Annotated in this window: 14 protein-coding genes; 10 read left to right on the top strand and 4 right to left on the bottom strand. The window is 49.0% G+C overall.

Translation table 11 applies throughout. The features are described from left to right. The first annotated feature begins 473 nt into the window (after positions 1 to 473). From DCW36_RS09760 to DCW36_RS09750, 3 genes are all read left to right on the top strand, one after another. Complete coding sequence (locus DCW36_RS09760) at positions 474 to 1,058, top strand: DUF3575 domain-containing protein (RefSeq protein ID WP_114783206.1); 585 nt, start codon at positions 474 to 476, stop codon at positions 1,056 to 1,058. 106 nt (positions 1,059 to 1,164) lie between these two features. Further along, positions 1,165 to 1,779: a hypothetical protein gene (locus DCW36_RS09755; protein ID WP_114783205.1), complete on the top strand. Its 615-nt coding sequence runs from the start codon at positions 1,165 to 1,167 to the stop codon at positions 1,777 to 1,779. 97 nt (positions 1,780 to 1,876) lie between these two features. Further along, entirely contained in the window at positions 1,877 to 3,160 is a 1,284-nt protein-coding gene (locus DCW36_RS09750) for a carboxymuconolactone decarboxylase family protein (protein WP_114783204.1), read from the top strand. A 112-nt stretch (positions 3,161 to 3,272) separates the two neighbouring features. On the opposite strand, the gene DCW36_RS09745 is transcribed toward DCW36_RS09750, so the two are convergent. Next, complete coding sequence (locus tag DCW36_RS09745) at positions 3,273 to 4,334, bottom strand: glycoside hydrolase family 43 protein (RefSeq protein WP_114783203.1); 1,062 nt, start codon at positions 4,332 to 4,334, stop codon at positions 3,273 to 3,275. A 345-nt stretch (positions 4,335 to 4,679) separates the two neighbouring features. Between DCW36_RS09745 and DCW36_RS09740 the strand changes: the two genes are divergently transcribed. The 3 genes from DCW36_RS09740 (at position 4,680) to DCW36_RS09730 (ending at position 10,637) form a co-directional block, all read left to right on the top strand. Further along, on the top strand, positions 4,680 to 6,227 hold the full coding sequence (locus DCW36_RS09740) for an alpha-N-arabinofuranosidase (protein WP_114783226.1): 1,548 nt from the start codon (positions 4,680 to 4,682) through the stop codon (positions 6,225 to 6,227). A gap of 235 nt (positions 6,228 to 6,462) precedes the next feature. Then, positions 6,463 to 7,542: a family 43 glycosylhydrolase gene (locus DCW36_RS09735; RefSeq protein WP_205702905.1), complete on the top strand. Its 1,080-nt coding sequence runs from the start codon at positions 6,463 to 6,465 to the stop codon at positions 7,540 to 7,542. Positions 7,543 to 7,631: 89 nt separating this feature from the next. Then, entirely contained in the window at positions 7,632 to 10,637 is a 3,006-nt protein-coding gene (locus DCW36_RS09730; RefSeq protein ID WP_240676114.1) for a glycosyl hydrolase 115 family protein, read from the top strand. A gap of 311 nt (positions 10,638 to 10,948) precedes the next feature. Here the strand turns inward: DCW36_RS09730 and DCW36_RS09725 are convergent, their stop codons facing one another. The 3 genes from DCW36_RS09725 to DCW36_RS09715 form a co-directional block, all read right to left on the bottom strand. Further along, positions 10,949 to 11,656 (bottom strand): tetratricopeptide repeat protein, encoded by a 708-nt coding sequence (locus tag DCW36_RS09725; protein ID WP_114783201.1) that lies wholly within the window; start codon positions 11,654 to 11,656, stop codon positions 10,949 to 10,951. Between the two features lie 80 nt (positions 11,657 to 11,736). Then, positions 11,737 to 12,465, bottom strand: a complete 729-nt coding sequence (locus DCW36_RS09720) for a tetratricopeptide repeat protein (RefSeq protein WP_114783200.1) — start codon at positions 12,463 to 12,465, stop codon at positions 11,737 to 11,739. Positions 12,466 to 12,581: 116 nt separating this feature from the next. After that, a complete protein-coding gene (locus DCW36_RS09715; protein ID WP_114783199.1) occupies positions 12,582 to 13,616 on the bottom strand; it encodes an aldo/keto reductase in 1,035 nt (344 codons plus the stop codon). Positions 13,617 to 13,806: 190 nt separating this feature from the next. Between DCW36_RS09715 and DCW36_RS09710 the strand changes: the two genes are divergently transcribed. The 4 genes from DCW36_RS09710 (at position 13,807) to DCW36_RS09695 (ending at position 15,795) form a co-directional block, all read left to right on the top strand. Then, on the top strand, positions 13,807 to 14,277 hold the full coding sequence (locus DCW36_RS09710) for an RNA polymerase sigma factor (RefSeq protein WP_114783198.1): 471 nt from the start codon (positions 13,807 to 13,809) through the stop codon (positions 14,275 to 14,277). An 11-nt stretch (positions 14,278 to 14,288) separates the two neighbouring features. Then, entirely contained in the window at positions 14,289 to 14,837 is a 549-nt protein-coding gene (locus DCW36_RS09705; protein ID WP_114783197.1) for a hypothetical protein, read from the top strand. 71 nt (positions 14,838 to 14,908) lie between these two features. Next, the gene (gene parS, locus DCW36_RS09700; protein ID WP_114783196.1) at positions 14,909 to 15,337 is read left to right on the top strand and encodes a type II RES/Xre toxin-antitoxin system antitoxin; all 429 of its coding nucleotides are present in this window, start codon (positions 14,909 to 14,911) and stop codon (positions 15,335 to 15,337) included. Continuing rightward, a complete protein-coding gene (locus DCW36_RS09695) occupies positions 15,334 to 15,795 on the top strand; it encodes an RES family NAD+ phosphorylase (protein ID WP_114783195.1) in 462 nt (153 codons plus the stop codon). Before parS ends, DCW36_RS09695 begins: the two co-directional genes overlap by 4 nt. The last annotated feature ends 7 nt before the right edge of the window (positions 15,796 to 15,802 follow it).

Below are 15,802 nucleotides of genomic sequence, written 5' to 3'. Positions count from 1 at the left end.
CTGCATCTGTCACAGCCGCCAGTGCTAAAGCCATCGTGACAATTGCAAAAGCCCGGTTTTGAGACCAAGCTTTTTTTGCGCCGCAACTTTTAAGTTTCGGACAAGCGAAAAGCCGCTGCTTCTTTGCCTCTCGTCTGTGCCAGCCTTTCTGCCGTTGCGTTACCGACTGCTACTATGGTGGCAGGCGCTGTACCATTTATTTCAAGGAAGAGATTAAAGTTTTGAAGGAACTTCTGTTGAAATGCGCTGTGGGTAAAAATATAATGTTGGATGGAGCTTTTGTTTTTGAATTATTTGCTTATATTGTTGTAATTATTACATGTCGGTAAGCAAGCAGAATTCCGCAGTTCCGGTGCAAAAAAAGCTATATGAGGCGCAGTAAGGAATCTGCATCTAGGTCTGATAGGCGGAGGTATGGGTGGTATTATGTATTTCTGATGGTTAGGCATGATTAAACAAGCACTTAAACCCTGATGAAAGCATTAGTGATTTCCTTTTTCTGCCTTATGCCATTTTTTTTATACGGGCAGGAAATTTCGGAACCATTTGGAAGTAAATGGATTGTAAAAACGAATGTCTTAAATTTAGTGGCAAAGAGACCAACGATCTCCATTGAAAAAAATTTTACAAAGTCATTTAGTTTAGAAGGCTCTTTTGTCCATGGACATTTTAATTACATCCCTTTTGTTGGTTATTATGAATACAATGGATACTTATTAAAAGCGAAGAAGTATCATATGGAATTGGATTATGGAATTTTAATTCCATACAGTGGTATTTATGCAGGTAGTTTGCATCGAACTATTGAAACAGCAGGTGAAGTGTGGGGTGGTCCAGTTAGCGTAATTGGCTGGCGTGCCAGAAAATTTCAAGGCCATTCTATCCGAGGTGGCGGGTCATTTGGACTTACTTATTTTACTAAAAGCCAAATTAACTTTGATGGACAAATTAGTTTAGGATATGGCAGATATTTAAATCTTGACTTGTCCGACCCTAATACATATTCAAAAGACCACCCAGATGTGCAGTTTGGGGCTTCTATAGGCTATTGCTTTTAATATATCAGTCTCTCTCCATGGCAAAAAAGAAAAACCACTCCTAATAAACCCAAAACATCAGCCTTTGGCAGTTTATAGCCCGGTCCTTTGGCAAAAATAGAAATACATGAAGAACAAACTTTTACTAATCATTTTACAGGCTTCAGTTATAGGCTGCCAGACACAGGGCGCTGAAGCAGAACAGCAAGCTTATTCATTGCCGATAGAACCTGCCAAGCCAGTAGTTCAGGCTGATGCTGCGAGAGAAAATACTGAGTTTTTAGACTGGCAAAGTATCCGAATAAACGGGAAATTTCCTTTAGCGACAACTATTGATAACATCAATAGTCTTTTGGGTAAGCCAGATAGTGTCACCACTATCGATTGGGACGACACCTGCCCATCTGATTTTAAAAGCCAGGATTCTAAGCTTGCCTATTACGGTGGTTACCATTTTGAGCAGTTCGGTGACTCCTTAGATTTTCAAAGTATAGACTTTCGTAAAAATAAAAGTGTGTTTTTGCAGAGCAAAAGCCTGAAGTTAAATGCTACAACTACATTGGAAGAAATAAAAAAAAGCTTCCCAAATGCAGCCAAGAATATTTACAAGATGAATGTCTATGAAATAGGCGAAGTAGAAGCGATTACACTGCCACCTTCTAAAGCCCTTTCGGATGGTCATTGGCTACTGATGTTCCAGGATGGGAAGTTAATTAGAATCGATGACTGGTTCCCGTGCTAATGATTACATGTGACAACTTATGGAGCAGCTACGCTACTCCATAGCCCAGTACATTGGTAGTAAGCATAAAGCAGGAGTGAAAAATAATTAACAGATCATGGCAAAAACACTGGCTGAAGCATTAAAACCGGTAGCGGTAGATTGGGAAACTTTACACAAGCAATACAATCCTTTGCTGGTTCTGGTCAGAGAACTGATAGGCATTATTCCGAACTGCGATCCGGTGTTGGAAATATGGCCTCCTGGTTTCAGGACCTATAATCTGCTGGTGCCAAATATGTTTAATTTACCCAACACACTTTTTGGCAGTAAGTCTTTTAAAGCATCTATGGGGCTCGCCATGTATGCCTCCAGTAAAGCAGCATGTGCTTACTGCACTGCTCATGCCTGTTCGTTTGCTTTGCGCCGGGGCGCAAGTACAGGTGCCATCACCGGCTCACGTACCCCAAAGGAACAAGCTGTTGTAACCCTGGCTGAAGGATTGGCTGGTATCCCTGCTCGGTTAACCCTTGCCGATGTTGAGGCTGTAAAGCAGCATTTCTCCCCGTCAGAAACAGAATGGCTGGTATTTTCTATCAGCATGATGGGGTTCCTGAATAAGTTCATGAATGGGATGGGGGTGGAACTCGAACAGGAAGCCATTAATGATACTGCAGAATTGCTCGCACAGACCGGGTGGGCACCCGGAATACATGCCGGCAGCGGTTACCTGGTTACCAAAGCCGCTAAGGCCCCAAAGGATAATCTATTTACTTTTCTGCGGGTAATCCGACAGGCTCCGGGAGCAGTGCTTCTGGAAAAAAAGTGGACAAAAGGTGTTCCGGCTAATTACAAGCAGGCAGCAGAATTCTTGAACCTGCACACCGGCTATTCTTTTCCTATTCTTAAACCAATAACCCAAGGCCGTGTCATACGCGCGTTAACTACGTCTCTTCGTGATAATTTAAATATAGCGCACACCCTCGTCGGATTAAAAACTAAAATGCTTGCCGCTTATATTCTTAGCACCCTCCTGTGGAATGATACGCTTACAGCCGAAGTAAAAAGTATGATTGCGCATATAACGCCGGAATTACAAGACGTCATGTTTAACAGGCTCGCTGAATTTTCACAGATGGCAATACCTGCCGATCATACGGCGTGTAAGGAGGTGATGACTTCACTTCAGCAACAATTTCCATTTACGGAAATGGAGGCTGCTGCACTGCTTCTAACTGTGGCGGCAGCCCATAGTCCTGCACAAATAAATGAGGCCATCATTGAAACGGTATTAGCCCATTTAAAACCGGCTGGTGTGGTAGAAATTATTGTGTGGCTGTCTGTTTTACAGTTGTTAAACAGGTTGAGCATTTACTATGCCGTGGTAAAAAATATAAAATAAAAGCCTGCTTGTAAACTAGAATGCATCTTTATAGTCAGGCTGTTAAGTGTTGCTGCCGTGGCGCCCGTACTAGGCCCAGCTTTGGCTTGCTGGGCTTAGTACGGGCACCGGCCTATTTTTTGCCCGCATCAGTAGCCGGTTGTACACCCTCCGTTGTCATGATGACCCGCTTCATGGTGCCATCGGGGTTGTAGTAGAGGTAATCGATGCAGACGGAACGCCTGAAACTGCCGCCGTCGGTGGGAATGCCGCCGTTGTGATAGATGAAATAAGATTTCCCTTTGTAGTCGATAATGGCCTGGTGGTTGGTGTTGGAGTTGCCTGCAATCTCGTTCAGGATGCCTTTGAACTGCCACGGCCCATGGATGCTGCGACTCATGGCATAGGCTGTTTTTTCGGGGAACTGGTAGGCATACGACAGGTAGTACCAGCCATTGCGCTTGTGCACCCAGGGCGCCTCCGTATAATTCGGCAGACCCTCTATCTTCTGAAATGGCCCGTCCATCTCAATCATGTTCTTCTTCAGCTTGACATAGTAAGGGACCGTATTTCCCCAGAAGAGGTACGCCTGCCCGTCATCGTCTATAAAAACGGAAGGGTCGATATCGTCCCAGCTGATTTGGGTATCCTTCGTCATGTCGTTGGTAATGAGCGCAGCGCCGATAGCGTCTTTAAAAGGGCCGGTTGGGCTATCTGAAACGGCTACGCCAATGGCTTTCCCATGTATATCTTTATGGGTGACGGTGGCATACCAGTAGAACTTTCCATCCCGTTCAATTACCTGCGAAGCCCAGGCGTCGCCTTTGGCCCAGGCAAAGTCCGTTGGCGCCAGGGGCACCGGGTGCTCTTTCCAGTTCACCATATCAGTAGAAGAATATACCAGCCATTCGTTCATGATATAGCTTTCGCGGCGGGGCGGCGCCTGGTCGTGGCCGGCATAAAGGTACACGGTGCCGTTATGTACCAGTGCTGCCGGGTCTGCGGTATATTTATCCCAGATAATGGGGTTGCCCGGTCGTTTGGTAGGGTCTATGACCTGCCCGGTGGTGGCTGCCGTTGCATCCGGTGTAGCGACTGTGCCTGCTTTGGGAGCACAGTTAGTAAGTGCCAATCCTGAAAGCAGGCAGGTGGTGGCCCATAAACTGATGTTTTTTCTACTGGAAAATTCGAGCATGCGGGTGTGTTTAAAATTGATTAATTTAACTCTGGTTTGAAAGTAAGCCGGGGAGGCTGGAGGTTATGTAATGTGTAACTTACACTTATTAACTGTCTCGCAAGATACTGGTTTAATGCTAAAATCTGAAACAGCTGTTCATTGATTTTATTGGCGCATTTTTTTTGATACCAGAAAATAAATGTTCGTTAGGTTTTTTAATTGTTAATAATACACCTAATTTTGAGCAAAGCTAAATAGACAGCTGTTATCGGCCAGCTTTTTTGCAGCTACGGGCAGGATTTGATGTATGTATTGTATTTTCTTTGTCATAACCACAACTTCCTATTTACCTTAAATAAAATGATGAAACAAAAATTACTGACGTTCCTTTTTCTGTTGGGTTCATTTGCCGCTTTTAGCCAGAACACCGGCGAACTGACGGCAAAAACTGACCCCAACCGCGTTATCAGCCGCCACATCTACGGTCATTTTGCCGAGCACCTGGGCCGTAGTATTTACGATGGCTTTTATGTAGGTGAGGATAACACGAAAATTCCAAACACGGCCGGCGTACGGAACGACGTGGTGGATGCGCTTAAAAAACTGAAGATTCCGAACCTGCGCTGGCCGGGCGGCTGCTTTGCCGATACCTACCACTGGAAAGACGGCATCGGGCCAAAAGCACAGCGTCCTACGATTGTAAATACCTGGTGGGGTGGCGTAACGGAGAACAACAGCTTTGGCACCCACGATTTCCTGAACATGTGCGAACTGCTGGGCACGGAGCCTTACCTGGCCGGCAACATGGCAACAGGTTTGGTGCAGGAACTGTCGGACTGGGTGCAGTACGTAAATTTTGCCGGCGAGAGCCCGATGTCGAAACTGCGTAAGGCAAACGGCCGCGAAAAGCCCTGGAACGTGAAGTACTGGGGGATTGGCAACGAAGCCTGGGGCTGCGGCGGCAACATGACGCCCGAGTACTATGCGAACGAGTACCGCAAATACGCTACTTTCGTGACCGACTGGGACAACTCTTCCAAACTTTTCCGGATTGCTTCCGGCGCCAACTCCGCCGATTACAATTGGACGGAGGTGCTGATGAAAAATATCCCCAAGAACCTGATTGAAGGTGTGGCGCTGCACCATTATTCCGTTATCGACTGGGCCAAAAAAGGCCCCGCTACCGGATTCGACGAGCAGCAGTATTTTACCACCATGAAAAGAGCCCTGTTCATGGACGAACTCATCACCAAGCATTCTGCCATCATGGACAAGTACGACAAAAACAAGCGCGTAGCCCTGGTTGTGGACGAGTGGGGTGGGTGGTACGAAGTGGAGCCGGGCACCAATCCTGGTTTCCTGTACCAGCAGAACACGATGCGCGATGCCATGATAGCGGGCGCTACGCTCAATATTTTCCATAAGCACTCCGACCGTGTGAAGATGGCGAACCTGGCGCAGACCATTAACGTGCTGCAGGCCGTCATCCTGACAGAAGGGGAGAAGATGCTCCTGACGCCAACCTACCACGTAATGGAGATGTACAACGTGCACCAGGACGCGTTCCTGCTGCCCCTGGAAATCAAGTCGAACAACTATACCGTGGGCAACGAAAGCCTGCCTGCTGTTTCAGCTTCAGCTTCTAAAGATAAGCAGGGTGTAACGCACATCTCGCTTGTAAACATCGACTCTAAAAAAGACCAGGAAGTTTCCATCAACATCAACGGCGCGAAATACAAAGGTGTAACCGGGCGTATACTGGCTTCTAAAAACATCAACGACCACAACACCTTTGCCAAGCCCGATTTAATTAAACCCGCCAATTTTAAGGACGCAAAACTGAAAGGCGGCAACAGTCTGAATGTGAAGCTGCCACCGGCATCCGTTGTGGTGCTGGAGTTGAAGGAGTAGTTTGTTTGTTATGTTAAATAAAACAGCCTCACAAGAAAGTTGCTCTTGTGAGGCTGTTTTATTTTTGAGGGAAGTATAGAAGTCAAAAACTTCTTTTTTTCAGGAGACGAAACAGGACAGCGCAGGATAAAAAAACTTTGCTTCAACAGTAAGTTAGCAGTTTGAAGCAGCGCACAACTTAATCTTCTGAAGTTGCCTGTGTGTTTCCTTTGTGATTCCTTAACATCATACCTGCATGAAAAACAATAGCTTAGCCGGACCCGCTAATCTCAAAACGAGCATTTTCTCTTTTCATAATCTGTTGCTACTGGTGCTGATGTTGCCACTCCTGTGGAGTTGTGCAGCCAACAGGAGCACCACGGCCGGTAAAGTGGCTCCAAAACCGCTCTTCAGCGACCCGGTGTTTGATGGCGCCGCCGACCCGGTGCTTATCTGGAACAAGCAGGAAAAGAAGTGGTTTATGTTCTACACCAACCGGCGAGCAACCGACGAGTCAGCCAAAGGCGTAACCTGGGTGCACGGCACCCGCATCGGCATCGCCGAATCCACGGATGGCGGCGCTACCTGGACCTACCGCGACACAGCCAACATCAACTATCGGCCTATTTCGGAGTACACGCACTGGGCGCCGGAGGTGATCGAGCATAACGGGCTATACCACATGTACCTGACTTATGTGCCCGGCGTATTTACCGACTGGAACCACCCCCGCAACATCATCCACCTCACCAGCACCGACCTTTTTAACTGGAATTACCAGTCTACCCTGAAGCTGGTGAACGACAAGGTAATAGATGCCTGTGTGTTTCAGCTGCCCGACGGTACCTGGCGCCTCTGGTACAACAACGAGCGCGACGGCAAATCCATTTACTACGCCGACAGTAAAGACCTGTATAACTGGGAAGACAAAGGAAAAGCACTGGCCGCCAGGGGAGAGGGACCAAAAGTTTTCCGCTGGAAAGACCGTTACTGGATGATCATTGATATGTGGAAAGGACTTGGCGTGTTTTATTCCGACGACCTGCTGAACTGGACGGCGCAGGACGAGCGGCTGGTGGAACTACCCGGCACCGGCACCGACGACCAGGCCATTGGCGGTCACCCGGATGTGGTGATCAGCAACGACAGGGCGTATCTTTTCTACTTCACCCATCCCGGCAGAGCCAAAGCAAACCCGGCACCTGCCAACAGCGTGGCCGCCAAACGAAGCGTGATCCAGGTTACCGAGCTTTTCTTCGAAAACGGCCAACTCACCTGCGACCGCGACAAACCAGTGGTCATGAACCTCGAAAAGCCCGCCAAAAGCAGCAGGTGAGGCTATGGTGGCAGCTGCAGCAAAGCTTTTCAAGTTGATAAAAGCCTAAAAACACCGACTGGTTCTGCTTCAGAAGATAATTTAACATAATGAAAACAAGTATGCATTATACCCGCACCTGTTTCTTCCTCTTCGTCCTGTTGCTCCTGGGGCAAAACCTGTGGGCGCAGGAAAAAAAGATTACTGCTGCAGTCACCACAGCCACTGCTCCCGAAGCTTTTCCGCTGGTAGCGGCTGGTAAAGCAACACCGGTGCTGGTGGATGCCGCCGATGCCGAAGTCGTACGCATAGCAGCGAAAGCCTTCAGCAACGACATCCGGAGTATTACCGGGCTGGCCCCGGAAGTAAGAGTAGCGGGTGATGCGGGTAAAGGTGTCGCCGTGATAGCCGGTACCATCGGGCAGTCAAAGCTCATCGACAAGCTGGCGGAAAATGAAAATACCGGCATCAGCAGCATCAAAGGGCAGTGGGAAGCTTTTCGTATTTCGGTTGTAGACAATCCGCTGCCGGGGCTCTCCAAAGCGCTTGTCATTGCCGGGAGCGACAGCAGGGGCACCGCTTTTGGTATCTTCGAGGTTTCGCGCCTGCTGGGGGTATCGCCCTGGAACTGGTGGGCCGATGTAACGCCGGCGAAGCAGGAAAACCTGTATTATAAAAACGGACTGGTTGTGCAGGGGCCTCCGGCTGTCAAATACCGCGGCATTTTCCTGAACGACGAAGACTGGGGACTGCAGCCCTGGGCAGCGCAGAACATGGATACCGACATAAAGGATATTGGCCCGAACACCTATGCCCGCATTTTTGAGCTGCTGCTGCGCCTGAAAGCCAACCTGATCTGGCCGGCCATGCACCCGAGCACCAAAGCCTTCTTCCATTACCCCGGAAACCCCAAAGTCGCAGACGATTATGCTATTTTTGTAGGTACGTCGCATGCCGAACCCATGCTGCGCAACAACGTGGACGAGTGGCACGAGAAAACCATGGGCTCTTTCGATTACTTCAGCAACCGCAAGCGCGTGCACGACTATTGGGAGGAGCGGACCAGGCAGAGCAAAGGGCTGGATGCCATCTATACCGTGGGCATGCGCGGCGTGCACGACAGCGGCATGAAAGGGGCAAAAAATGCAACCGAGGCGGCTGCTATGCTCGAAAAAATAATTGCCGACCAGCGTGCGCTTCTGAAAAAGTATGTCAACAAAGAGGTGGCAGCCGTTCCGCAGGCTTTTACGGCCTATAAAGAAGTGCTGGACATCTACGACAAAGGCCTGAAGCTGCCCGAGGATATCACCATCGTATGGCCCGACGACAACTATGGCTACATCCACCGCCTGAGCAATCCCGCAGAGCAGCAGCGGTCAGGCGGGTCGGGGGTGTACTACCACGCCTCCTACTGGGGCCGCCCCCACGACTACCTCTGGCTCAGCTCCACCCATCCGTCCCTGATCCGGGAAGAAATGCTGAAGGCCTACGACATGAAAGCGCAGGAAATGTGGGTGCTGAACGTAGGCGACATCAAGCCGCTGGAGCACAACATCTCGCTGTTTATGGACATGGCCTACCGCCCGGAAACATTCCGGAACAGCGGTTCTGTGAAAACGCACCTACAAAACTGGGCTTCGGAAATTTTCGGTCCTGACAAGGCTGAAAAAATAGGAAACATTTTGTGGGAGTACTACAACCTGGCATTCGAGCGCCGTCCGGAATTCATGGGCTGGAGCCAGACCGAGCCCACGACACAGACCAGGCGAACTACCTACAACCACTTCTACTACGGCGACGAAGCCCAGCAACGGCTGGACCGGTACGAGGCCCTGGAGCAGCAGGTAAAAGCGCTCAGGCACCAGGTAAAACCCGAAGATGCCGCTGCTTTTTACCAGCTGGTGTACTACCCGGTAGTCGGCGCCTCGAACATAAACAAAAAGTTCTTGTACCTGGACAAAGCCCACTACTATGCCCGCCAAAACAGACTGAGCGCCCAAGACTATGCAGCGCTCGCGAAGCAGGCCTACGACGAAATCGTGAACGAAACAGATTACTACAACAACCAGCTTTCAGGTGGCAAATGGAAAGGCATGATGTCGATGAAGCCGCGCAACCTGCCGGTGTACCTGGAGCCTAAGCTGCCAAACATCGAACTGTCCGCCGCTGATGCCTGGCATGTTGCACCGGAGGGCTATGTCACCCAAGATTCCGTGTTGTTTAAAAAGGATGCCAAAGGGCTGGCGCTGCCAACGTTTACTCCCTGGGGAAGCCAGGAATACTTTGTCGATATTTACCTTTCAAAAGAGCAGCGGGTAAAGTGGAAAACAAAAACTTCTGATAAATGGATTCAGCTTTCAGCTGCCCGGGGTGAACTTACACCCGCTTTGGGTCAGAACCAGCAACGCATCCGGGTCAGCATCGACTGGAGCAAAGCACCAAAGGGAAAAGCATTGGATGGAGCCGTTGCCTTTAAAGGAGCAGGCAAAACCATGAAATTGGCCGTTCGTGCCCAGGCGCCTGCTGAGCCAGCCTTAGCAGATTACCAGGGCTTTGTAGAAAGCAACGGGTACATTTCGATGTTTGCCGAAAACTTCACCCGGAAAAACGATAAGCAGCTTGTCGGCTGGGAATTGCAGGAAGGATTGGGCCATACCGGGAAATCGCTGATGGCCTTGCCGCTAAACGCACCGCTTGTAACCAATACCGCCCAGCTTAAAGAGACAGCTCCCGTGCTGGAATACGATTTTTATGTGCTTTCGGAAGCCACACCAACCGTACGTGTTTCTACCTTGCCCACTCACCCGGTTACAAGTGACTACAGCATGCGGTATGGCATTTCAGTAGATGAGGGGCCGGTGCAGGTAGTTGATTTTAAAACCGTTGGCCGCAGCGAAGAATGGAAGCAAAATGTACTGAGCAACAGTGCCATGCGCAGCGCTAAATTCGACCCCCTCAGCAAAGGAAAACATACGCTTAAAATTTACATGATTGATCCGGGAGTAATTCTCGACAGCATTACGATTGATTTAGGCGGCCTGCTTCCGGCTTACAGTACCGTGCCGGAAACTAAAGTTGGCGGAAGTGAGACGGAGCAAATGAATAGCCGGCTGTAAAGTCGGTCTATTTTTATTGCCTGGTCAATAACCAAAGTTTGATAGTAATACCAAATAGTATTTACCTGCAATAATATAAATATTATTCCTTTGTCATCCCCGTAGGGGATGACAAAGAGAGGAATAGTTTTGTGGAACTATGTAAATACATTCTGGGATTAAACTTCATTTACAACTTTAGTGAACCTGCAGCGATAATCGAAGCATAGAAAAAAGCGGGTGTCCCATTACAAGGACACCCGCTTTTCTAAATCAATCTTCATGAAAAGCCTCATGAAGATTCTTAATAATACCTGCTCCTTAAAGCAATATCAGTTGTTTTTGAACAAGCCTTTCGGATCCGGCATCTGCGCCATCAGCTCTGACAGGTACGTGAAATCAATGGTAGTCAGGTTTAGTTCACGGCTTTGGTGGAGGTAGTTCCAGGCGTCTTCGTACTTTTTCTCATAGAACTTCACCTGCGACATGCTGAAGAGGGCAAAGGCATTGGCAGAATCAGCTTCAATGGCTTTGTTTGTAAACTCCGCTACTTTTTTAAGCGCTTTTTTCTTTTTGCCTCGCTTTTCTTCCTGCTTGTAAATAGCCAGGTACGAAGTGGCCAGGTCGCTGAGCAAGAGGCTGTTTTTGGGCTCTACGGCAAGTGCTTTTTCGTAATAGGTTATCGATTCCTCAAATTGCCCTTTCCCGAAGGTAACTAAACCGAAGGCCCAGAGGGTGTTGCCGTTATCCGGGTTCAGGAGCCAGGACAGGTTAAAACGGTACATGGCAGTGTCTGTTTTGCCTTCATTAAAATATTCCCAGCCACGGGCCAGGAAAAACTTGCTTGCTTCCTGGCGGTTTGCAAAGTTGGCATCGCAGTTCGATAAAAATTTCTGATCCTTAAGCTGCTGTTCTTCTGTTCGGGGCAGATTACCGAACATGGGCAGCACATTCGGATTAGGACTTACAGGCTGCTCCTGTGCAAAAGAAAGTGTCGCTGAAAAGAGCAGGACTGCAACGGTAAAAAATAAATTCTTCATTTGGTTGATTGGTAGATGTTAATGCTTTGTGTGCCAGGCACGAAAGCTAAAAGTAAATTAAAAGTAATTATGAAGCAAGCCTATTGTATATTCCGGTGATGGTAAATTCCCTCGGGATCCCGGTGCTTCGCCAGCAGGGCAGAAATAAACTTCTTATCGGCTATTGCTTTGTCCTGGCGCAGGCTCTTGTGCAGGTATTCCCATGCTTTTGGGTAGTCCTGGAGGTAATAGCAGCTGATGGCCAGTTTATAATAAGCATCCTCTTCGTCCGGTGCCAGTTTGATAGCCTCCTCCAGCAGTTTCCGGCTTTTCAGGAGGTCGTCCGGGGAACTTGCTTCATAAAACCTGCCCAGGTGGCTCGTGGCTATATCGGTAAGGAGGCGCGGGTTTTCCTTGTCTGCTTTGTGTGCTTTGTAGAGGATAAAAAGCGATTTATCGAATTGCTTTTGCTGCCCGTACACCAGGCCATAGCCCCAGAAAATATCGTTGTTGGTGCTGTCCAGGAGCCAGGCACGCCCGAACAGGTAAGCGGCAGAATCGGGTTTTTCATCGTTGAAATTCCGTTTGGCTTCGGTAACATAATGTGCGCCGGCAGCCTTACCGGAACTGAAGCGCTTCAGGTTCTCCTTAACAAACTTTTGCTGCTGCTGCCTGACCCTGGGCGTTGCCGGTCGCATAACCGGGACCACATCGGCCATGGTGAGTGTACTTTTATCGGAAGGAAATATTTTATCAGAAACAGCTTGTAAGGTGCTGCAGGAGCTTAAAACCGCTGCTGTTATACACGCTGCCGCTATTTGTTTCAGCATATTTTTCGGGCTTGTTCAGGTGCTATAACGCCCGGAGCAGCAAAAAAGTGCTTTTTAGCCGCAAAAACTAAAAGCACCTGCATAACCCGATGCTATGCAGGTGCTTTTCTTTATTTTTATTTAGTGCCATAGCGGTCTCCCATCTGCCGCTCCACCATCCAGTTGGGGTAGGAGGGCTCGGGTTTGCTTACCTGGTCGAGCAGCTCCAGTTCTTCCTCGTTGAGCCGGAAAGTAGTGGAGTGGATGTTGGATTTGAGCTGGTCGAGTGTTTTGGCGCCGATGATGGTGCTGGTAACGTTTTGTTGCTGGCGCACCCAGGCCAGCGCCACTTCGGCTGCCGTTACCTCATAATTCTTCCCGATCTGGATCAGGACATCAATAATGTTGTAGGCCCTGTCTTTGTTAATATGGGGAAAATCAAAATTATCGCGACGCGACTGGCCGCCGGTGTGGGTTTGCTCGCGCGTAAACTTCCCCGACAAAAAACCGCCTGCCAGCGGGCTCCAGGGCATAAAGCCCAGGTGCTGGTCCTGGGCCAGCGGCAACAGGTCTCGTTCGGCATCGCGGTTGGCGGCGGTGTAAAAGTACTGCATGGCCACGAACACATGCCAGCCCTGCTGCCGGGCAATACCGATGGCTTTCATCACCATCCAGGCCGGCCAGTTACAAACACCCACATAGCGCACCTTGCCCGTCAGCACCACATCGTGCAGCGTATGCACAATCTGTTCTACGGGCGTGGCTGCATCTACACCATGTACATACAGCAGGTCGATGTGGTCTACCTGGAGCCGCTGCAGGCTTTCCTCCACCGACTGAAACACATGAAAGCGGGAGAGACCCACCTGGTTAATTCCGGCGCCCATACGGCCACGCACTTTTGTGGCAATGAACAGGCTGTTCCGCGAAATACCGGCTTGTTTCAGTCCCTGCCCCAGCAGCTCCTCCGACTGCCCGTACGAATACACATTGGCGGTGTCGAGGAAATTAATGCCCGCATCCACAGCCGTTTTCAGCAGCTCGTTTACCTCTTCCTGCTGTTGCCTGCCTATTTTTTCCCAGATGCCGCCGCCTCCGCCGCCAAAGGTCATGGCGCCAAAACATAATTCCGATACCAGCACGCCGGTATCGCCTAATAAGTTATATTTCATATCCAAAGCTGTTTGTTTCGAAAGACTTTATTGTACGGATGCGGGCTTAAAAGTGGTTCTGCTCCTGCCACCATTGCCGCTGCAGCAGTAAAAATTGAACGGTACTGAAAAAATAATTGACGGTTGCTGTAAGCTTCCGGCGCCCGCTGCAACTAATAGAGTATCAAATGAAAAGGGGACCAGGTTAACAATGGAAAAAGAGTTTCTGGAGCTGATTGGCCCGCACCAGGCCATCATCCACAAAATATGCAGGCTTTACCGCCATACACCCGAAGACAGGGAAGACCTGTTCCAGGAGGTGGTGTACCAGCTCTGGAAAGCGTTTCCACAGTTCAAAGGAAACGCCAGCGTGAGTACCTGGATGTACCGGATCGCCCTGAACACAGCCCTGGCTACCTTCCGGAAGCAGCGGCCTGTCGTGAACTACACCGATACGCTGCCTGACATGGCCGAAGGAGCAGAAAACCCGCAAGCGGAGCAGGAGGAACGGCTGTTCCAGGCCTTGAGCGGCCTGAGTGATGTGGAGAAGGCGCTGGTGTCCCTGTACCTCGACGATTTTTCGTACCGCGCTCTCGCTGATGTACTGGGCATCAGCGAGAGCAACGTGGGAGTGCGGCTAAACCGGATCAAGGCAAAACTAAAGCAAACGCTAACAATTTAAAGAAGCAAAAAATGGAACTGGACGATCTGAAAACCAACTGGCAAAAGGCGGGAGCTGCTGCCGGTGCAGCAGATAAATTAACCCAAATAATCAAAACCGGGAAACACCTGACCGTGGTGCGGAAGGTACGGTTGAAGCTGCTGACCGAGGCTGTGTTTATGGTACTGCTGCTGTTCTTTTTTTACGATATTTTTGATGGGGACCAAAAGCCTGCGTATGCCAGTATAGCGTTGGTCGTAGGTGCTTTGTTTTATTTCCTGTCTAACCTGCTGGGCTATTTCACCTTGCTGCAGGTAGTACGGGAACAGCAGATATTAACTTCGCTGCAACAGCTCCTGAACGCGCTGAAGCGGATGAAAGTCTTTTCGCTGGCGGCCATGCTGCTGTTCTCCCTCTCGCTGCTGGTTTTCTTCACCTCAGCTGTAGAACTTACCCTGAAAAAGTGGCTAATGGTGGCTGCTTTCGGATGTTTTGTGGGAATTCAGGCTTTCTTTTCCATGCGCATGTGGAACAACTGGATTGGCAGGATTAGGCAGCAGGTGGAGGAGTTGGCGGAGTAGGTAAACAATAGTATGACAACTGTCGTTAATTTTATGACAAGTATCTTATATTTGAGAATAATTGATTCTGTATGGCAAAGGCCCTTAAAATAGACAGCAGCTTAAGTTATAAGTTAATCGACGACAGAGATGTTTTCGCGCTAATAAAAACTGTGCGCGAGGGTATAAAATATACCGTTTTCAAATCCATCGCCGATAGAAGTCCTTTCAGTTCCGAGGATTGGTCTGCATTTCTGCACCTTTCCGAAAGAACGTTTCAGCGTTACAAAAAAGAGGAACGTACATTCGATCCAATTCATTCCGAAAAGATTATCGAGATTACGCTGGTCTATAACAAAGGAATTGAGGTATTCGGCAATCCTGACAAGTTTAACACCTGGCTCGAATCTAAGAATGTCGCCTTGGGCGGTGTAAGGCCAAAAGAGCTGTTGGATAGCACTTTTGGAATCAGCTTGTTAAGGGATGAACTGACGCGTATAGAGCATGGGGTGCTGGCATGATCGTGTATCGCCTGAGCAAAGGCAAATTCAGGAACGACTTATCAGGTAAAGGAGCAGAACTGGCGGGAGGCCGCTGGAACACCAAGGGCGTCGCTATGCTCTATACCTGTGAATCGATTGCCCTTTGTACCGTAGAGATTGCGGTGCATACGCCGCTGGGTGTTATTCCCGAAGATTATTACCTCATCAGCGTCAATATTCCTGATATGATTGCTATAAAGGAACTTACAGCTGATTCGCTGCCTCCAGACTGGAAGCTGTTCCCGCACCCAAATGCTACCCAGGAGCTGGGAGATGCTTTTGTTAATGAAGCGGAGTACCTGGTATTAAAAGTGCCATCTGCAACTGTAAAAGGCAATTACAATTACCTGCTAAACCCACGTCACAAAGATTTTCAACAAATAACAATTATCAATTCCGAACCTTTTGAATTTGATCCGAGGTTGTTTGTAAAATAATCGGGAA

Origin of the sequence: Botryobacter ruber, assembly GCF_003347595.2 — a bacterium.
Classification (GTDB): Bacteria; Bacteroidota; Bacteroidia; order Cytophagales; family Hymenobacteraceae; genus Pontibacter; species Pontibacter ruber_A.
The sequence above is the reverse complement of the archived record's forward strand: the minus strand, read 5'-3'. Positions and strand labels throughout refer to the sequence as shown.

Excerpts from the sequence above, each read along its gene's own strand:
- DCW36_RS09760 (WP_114783206.1), top strand. The coding sequence starts at position 474 with ATGAAAGCATTAGTGATTTCCTTTTTCTGCCTTATGCCATTTTTTTTA.
- DCW36_RS09755 (WP_114783205.1), top strand. The coding sequence starts at position 1,165 with ATGAAGAACAAACTTTTACTAATCATTTTACAGGCTTCAGTTATAGGC.
- DCW36_RS09750 (WP_114783204.1), top strand. The coding sequence starts at position 1,877 with ATGGCAAAAACACTGGCTGAAGCATTAAAACCGGTAGCGGTAGATTGG.
- DCW36_RS09745 (WP_114783203.1), bottom strand. The coding sequence starts at position 4,334 with ATGCTCGAATTTTCCAGTAGAAAAAACATCAGTTTATGGGCCACCACC.
- DCW36_RS09740 (WP_114783226.1), top strand. The coding sequence starts at position 4,680 with ATGAAACAAAAATTACTGACGTTCCTTTTTCTGTTGGGTTCATTTGCC.
- DCW36_RS09735 (WP_205702905.1), top strand. The coding sequence starts at position 6,463 with ATGAAAAACAATAGCTTAGCCGGACCCGCTAATCTCAAAACGAGCATT.
- DCW36_RS09730 (WP_240676114.1), top strand. The coding sequence starts at position 7,632 with ATGAAAACAAGTATGCATTATACCCGCACCTGTTTCTTCCTCTTCGTC.
- DCW36_RS09725 (WP_114783201.1), bottom strand. The coding sequence starts at position 11,656 with ATGAAGAATTTATTTTTTACCGTTGCAGTCCTGCTCTTTTCAGCGACA.
- DCW36_RS09720 (WP_114783200.1), bottom strand. The coding sequence starts at position 12,465 with ATGCTGAAACAAATAGCGGCAGCGTGTATAACAGCAGCGGTTTTAAGC.
- DCW36_RS09715 (WP_114783199.1), bottom strand. The coding sequence starts at position 13,616 with ATGAAATATAACTTATTAGGCGATACCGGCGTGCTGGTATCGGAATTA.
- DCW36_RS09710 (WP_114783198.1), top strand. The coding sequence starts at position 13,807 with ATGGAAAAAGAGTTTCTGGAGCTGATTGGCCCGCACCAGGCCATCATC.
- DCW36_RS09705 (WP_114783197.1), top strand. The coding sequence starts at position 14,289 with ATGGAACTGGACGATCTGAAAACCAACTGGCAAAAGGCGGGAGCTGCT.
- parS (WP_114783196.1), top strand. The coding sequence starts at position 14,909 with ATGGCAAAGGCCCTTAAAATAGACAGCAGCTTAAGTTATAAGTTAATC.
- DCW36_RS09695 (WP_114783195.1), top strand. The coding sequence starts at position 15,334 with ATGATCGTGTATCGCCTGAGCAAAGGCAAATTCAGGAACGACTTATCA.